At 70.6% G+C, this 5,191-nt stretch carries 4 protein-coding genes and 1 pseudogene; 2 read left to right on the plus strand and 3 right to left on the minus strand.

What is annotated here, in order from left to right:
- From moaA to H5J33_RS22665, 3 genes are all read right to left on the minus strand, one after another.
- Nucleotides 1-965, minus strand: a 965-nt coding sequence (gene moaA, locus H5J33_RS22655; RefSeq protein ID WP_181796748.1) for a GTP 3',8-cyclase MoaA, incomplete at its 3' end; no start/stop codon positions are given.
- A gap of 172 nt (nt 966-1,137) precedes the next feature.
- Nucleotides 1,138-2,763: a cation acetate symporter gene (locus H5J33_RS22660; RefSeq protein ID WP_181796749.1), complete on the minus strand. Its 1,626-nt coding sequence runs from the start codon at nt 2,761-2,763 to the stop codon at nt 1,138-1,140.
- Entirely contained in the window at nt 2,760-3,116 is a 357-nt protein-coding gene (locus H5J33_RS22665) for a DUF485 domain-containing protein (protein ID WP_181796750.1), read from the minus strand. The genes H5J33_RS22660 and H5J33_RS22665 overlap by 4 nt, the downstream gene beginning before the upstream one ends.
- A gap of 287 nt (nt 3,117-3,403) precedes the next feature.
- On the opposite strand from H5J33_RS22665, the gene H5J33_RS22670 reads away from it, so the two are divergent.
- Both H5J33_RS22670 and H5J33_RS22675 read left to right on the plus strand, forming a co-directional pair.
- Nucleotides 3,404-4,927, plus strand: coding sequence for a S8 family serine peptidase (locus H5J33_RS22670; protein WP_181796751.1), 1,524 nt, complete (start codon nt 3,404-3,406; stop codon nt 4,925-4,927).
- A gap of 70 nt (nt 4,928-4,997) precedes the next feature.
- Nucleotides 4,998-5,191, plus strand: a pseudogene (locus H5J33_RS22675) (hypothetical protein); the annotation flags it as partial.

Raw genomic sequence — 5,191 nt, forward strand, 5'->3', positions numbered from 1 at the left:
CGGTCCGGCTGGACGAACGACGGGTCGTCCAGGCCCGCTCCGGCCTTCTTGCCCCACATCGCCTGCTTCCAGACGCGGGCGATCTCCTCGTCCGGGGCGCCCGCGCGCAGGGCCGCGCGCAGGTCGGTCTCCTCGGTGGCGAACAGGCAGGTGCGTATCTGGCCGTCGGCGGTCAGGCGGGTGCGGTCGCAGGCCGCGCAGAACGGCCGGGTCACCGAGGCGATCACGCCGACCCGGTACGGGCCGCCGTCCACCAGCCAGCGCTCCGCGGGAGCGGAGCCGCGCTCGTCGGCGCCCTCGGGGGTGAGCTCGAAACGGGTGCGCAGGGAGGCCAGGATGTCCCCGGCGGTGACCATGCCCTCGCGCTTCCAGCCGTGCTGGGCGTCCAGCGGCATCTGCTCGATGAACCGCAGTTCGTAGTCGTGCTCGATCGCCCAGGCGAGCAGGTCCGGGGCCTCGTCGTCGTTCAGGCCCGGCATCAGGACCGAGTTGACCTTGACGGGGGTCAGACCGGCCTCGCGGGCGGCGGCCAGGCCGTCCAGGACGTCCTGGTGGCGGTCGCGGCGGGTGAGGGTCTTGAAGGCGTCCCGGCGGAGGGTGTCCAGGGAGACGTTGACCCGGTCCAGGCCGGCCGCCTTCAGGGCGGTCGCGGTGCGGACCAGGCCGATGCCGTTGGTGGTCAGGGACATCCGGGGGCGCGGGGCGAGGGCGGCGACGCGCTCCACGATGCCGACCAGGCCGGGGCGCAGCAGGGGCTCGCCGCCGGTGAAGCGGACTTCCTCGATGCCGAGGGTGCGCACCGCGATGTCGATGAGGCGGACAATCTCGTCGTCCGTGAGCAGGTCGGGCTTGGCCAGCCACCGCAGGCCCTCCTCGGGCATGCAGTAGGTGCAGCGCAGATTACACCGGTCGGTCAGCGAGACCCGCAGATCGGTGGCCACCCGGCCGTAGGTGTCGATGAGCACGTGAGCCCCTCCCTCTCCCGGTCACCATTCTCGGTCGCGGATGCCCCGTCCGTCACCTGCGAGCGTACGTGACCCCGCCGACATCGACAGCGGCCCCGATCCCACGAGGTCCGGCGCGACCGCGTCGTAGGACCGTACAGTCCCCGCCGACGCGGTCGTCCCGTGTGCCGCCTCAGTGGGCTCCGGTGCCGGTCAGGGACCGCACCTCCAGTTCCGCGTACTTCCCGGCGTCCGGTGCCTCCTTCGACAGCAGGGTGCCCACCACGCCGAGCAGGAATCCGACCGGGATGGAGATGAGGCCGGGGTTCTCCAGCGGGAACCAGTGGAAGTCGACGTCGGGGAACATCGAGGTCGGCTTGCCGGAGACCACCGGGGAGAACAGCACCAGGCCGACCGCGGTGACCAGGCCGCCGTAGATCGACCACAGGGCGCCCGCGGTGGTGAACCGCTTCCAGAACAGGCTGTAGAGGATGGTCGGCAGGTTGGCGGAGGCGGCGACCGCGAAGGCGAGGGCGACCAGGCCGGCCACGTTCAGATCGCGGGCCAGGGCGCCGAGGACGATGGAGACCGCGCCGATGCCGACGGTCGCCCAGCGGGCCGAGCGCACCTCCTGCTGCTCGGTGGCCCGGCCCCTCTTGATGACGTTGGCGTAGATGTCGTGCGCGAACGAGGACGAGGAGGCCAGGGTCAGTCCGGCGACGACCGCGAGGATCGTGGCGAAGGCGACGGCGGAGATGGTGGCGAGCAGGACGGCTCCCCAGTCGGAGTCCACACCGCCCAGGTGCAGCGCCAGCAGCGGGGCCGCCGTGTTGCCCGCCTTGTTGGAGGCGATGATCTCGTCCGGTTTGATCAGCGCGGCGGCGCCGAAGCCGAGGGCGAGGGTCATCAGGTAGAAGACGCCGATCAGGCCGATGGCCCACAGGACGGACTTGCGGGCGGCCTTGGCGGTGGGGACGGTGTAGAAGCGGATCAGGATGTGCGGCAGGCCGGCCGTGCCCAGGACCAGGGCGATGCCGAGGGAGAGGAAGTCCAGCTTGGTGGTGCCGGTGGCGCCGTACTTCAGGCCGGGCTCCAGGAAGGCGCTGCCCTTGCCGCTGTTGTCGGCGGCCCTGCCGAGGAGTTCGGAGACGTTGAAGTCGAACTTCAGCAGGACGAGGAAGGTCAGCAGCACGGCGCCGGCGATGAGCAGCACCGCCTTGACCATCTGCACCCAGGTGGTGCCCTTCATGCCGCCGATGGTGACGTACACGATCATCAGCAGGCCGACCAGGGCGACGATGCCGATCTTGCCGCCGTCGCTGGTGATGCCGAGGAGCAGGGAGACCAGCACACCGGCACCGGCCATCTGGGCCAGCAGGTAGAAGATCGACACGACGATGGTGGAGGTGCCGGCCGCGGTGCGCACGGGGCGCTGGCGCATGCGGTAGGCGAGCACGTCGCCCATCGTGTAGCGGCCCGAGTTGCGCAGCGGTTCGGCGACCAGCAGGAGGGCGACGAGCCAGGCGACGAGGAAGCCGATGGAGTACAGGAAGCCGTCGTAGCCGAAGAGGGCGATGGCGCCGGCGATGCCGAGGAAGGACGCGGCGGACATGTAGTCGCCGGAGACGGCGAGGCCGTTCTGGAAGCCGGTGAACTGCCGTCCGCCCGCGTAGAAGTCGGCGGCGTCCTTGGTCTGCCGGCCCGCCCAGACGGTGATGACGAGGGTCGCGGCGACGAACACCGCGAACAGGCTGACGATCAGCGTACGGTGCTCGCTCGCCTCGCCGGCGGCCAGCAGGGTGTGGGGTACGGCGTTCATGCTCCGCCCTCCATCCGGGACTTGATGGCCTCGGCCCGCGGGTCGAGCCGGGCGGCGGCGCGGCGGGCGTACCACAAGGCGATCAGGAACGTGGTGAGGAACTGGGCGAGGCCCAGGACGAGGGCGACGTTGATGTGGCCGGCCACCTGGGTGCCCATGAAGCCGCTCGCGTAGTTGGACAGCAGGACGTACAGCAGGTACCAGGCGGCGAAGGCGATCGTCAGGGGGAAGGCGAAGGAGCGGTGGGCGCGGCGCAGTTCACCGAACTCCGCGCTCTGCTGCACCTCGGTGAACTCCTCGGTGGAGGGAAGGCGGGTCGGGGTCTGCGCGGGTGGCGGTGTCTCGGTAGCCACGGAGTCTCCTCGCGTCACGGACGTGCGCTTGCTCATCTCACAGGAACGGGACCACATTACAGCGAGTCATCACTCGACTCCATGGGGTGAATCCCGTAGGGGACCTGAACCTTTCGGGCCCCCGACCACGGTCACGGCGCCGCCCGGGGAGCGGTTCAAGTCCGCCCGGGCCTTTCGGAGATCAGCGCCGGGAGATAGCTTCGGCCCAGCACCACCTCGTCATGTACCTGCCCGGACAGTCACCTGTGTTCCGGGCGGTTCCGTACTCCGGATGATGTGGAGATCCCATGGCTCATCTGCGCTCCAGACGCCGACTGGCGCTCGCCGTACCGGCCGCGCTGTCGCTGACCGCCACGCTCGGCTTCCTGCCGTCGGCGGCCTCCGCGGCGGTCTCGACGGCCACGGCGGCCACGGCGGCGCGGGCGGCGGACGGCCCCACCCTGTCGTACGTGGTGAACACCCGGACGGACCGCTCCACGATCGAGTCGGTGCGGCGGGCCATCACCGGCAACGGCGGTACGGTCGTGGCGAGTTACGACCGGATCGGGGTGATCGTGGCGCACTCCGCGAACCCCGGGTTCGCCCAGGCGATCCGTGCCGTGCGCGGTGTCGCCTCGGCGGGTGCCACGCGCAACGCGCCGCTGCCGGCCCAGTCCACCACCGACGTGGGCACGCCGAAGGCGCTGAGCGCGGCCGAGGCCGCCGGTGTCCGGGCCGCCGCCGGCCAGGACCCGCTGGAGCCGCTCCAGTGGGACCTGCCGGCCATCAAGGCGGACAAGGCGCACGAGAAGACCCTGGGCAGCCGGGACGTCACGGTCGCCGTCATCGACACGGGCGTCGACGACACCCACCCGGACATCGCGCCCAACTTCGACCGGGCGGCCTCCGTCAACTGCGTGTCGGGCAAGCCGGACACGACGGACGGCGCCTGGCGGCCGGGCGCATCGGAGAGCCCGCACGGCACCCATGTGGCCGGTGAGATCGCGGCGGCGAAGAACGGCGTGGGGATGACGGGCGTGGCGCCGGGGGTGAAGGTCGCCGGCATCAAGGTGTCCAACGCGGGCGGCTACTTCTACACCGAGGCCGTGGTCTGCGGCTTCATGTGGGCGGCCGAACACCACGTCGACGTGACCAACAACAGCTATTACACCGACCCGTGGTACTTCAACTGCACCACCGACCCCGACCAGAAGGCGCTCGTGGACGCCATCACCCGGGCCTCGCGCTACGCGGAGAGGAAGGGCACGGTCAACGTCGCGGCGGCGGGCAACGAGAACTACGACCTCGCGTCCCACGCGATCACCGACGAGGACTCGCCGAACGACGGCACCCCGTCGGACCGGGTGATCGACCCGCACGAGTGCTTCGACATACCGACCCAGCTGCCGGGTGTCGTCACGGTCGCGGCGACCGGCGCCAAGGGGCTGAAGTCGTCCTTCTCCAACCACGGTCTGGGCGTGGTCGACATCGCCGCGCCCGGCGGCGACTACTACCAGCCGCCGCAGGCCCCGGCGACCAGCGGCCTGATCCTGGGCACGCTGCCGGGCGGCAAGTGGGGCTACATGGCCGGGACGTCCATGGCGACCCCGCACGTCGCCGGCGTTGCCGCATTGATCAAGTCGACCCATCCGCATGCCCCGGCGGCGGTCGTGAAGGCGCTGCTGTACGCGGAGGCCACCGCCACGCCCTGCACCGACCCGTACGACATCGACGGCGACGGCAAGGTGGACGCGGTGTGCCAGGGGACGAAGAACCGCAACGGCTTCTACGGCTGGGGCGTGGCGGACGCGCTGGCCGCGGTGACCAGGTAGACACCGGCAAGAGATCTCTGTAGGGGGTCCACGCAGAATATTGATTGACTCAATAATGCATAGTGCAGTCATGACTGCACTCATGTACGCGTGGTCCTCGCTGGGCGGCGATCCCGCCCGGCTCTCCCGGCTCACCACCGTCCCGAGGGAGGGCGCGCTCGCGGCGCGCCTTCCCGTGCGGGAGCTGGCCCGGGCGTGCGTCGGCGCCTACCCGTACATGAAGGTCGTCTCCAACTCCGGCCCGGACGACTCCGGCACGACCTT

The sequence above is a fragment of the Streptomyces sp. WELS2 genome (assembly GCF_013870595.1).
Classification (GTDB): Bacteria; Actinomycetota; Actinomycetes; order Streptomycetales; family Streptomycetaceae; genus Streptomyces.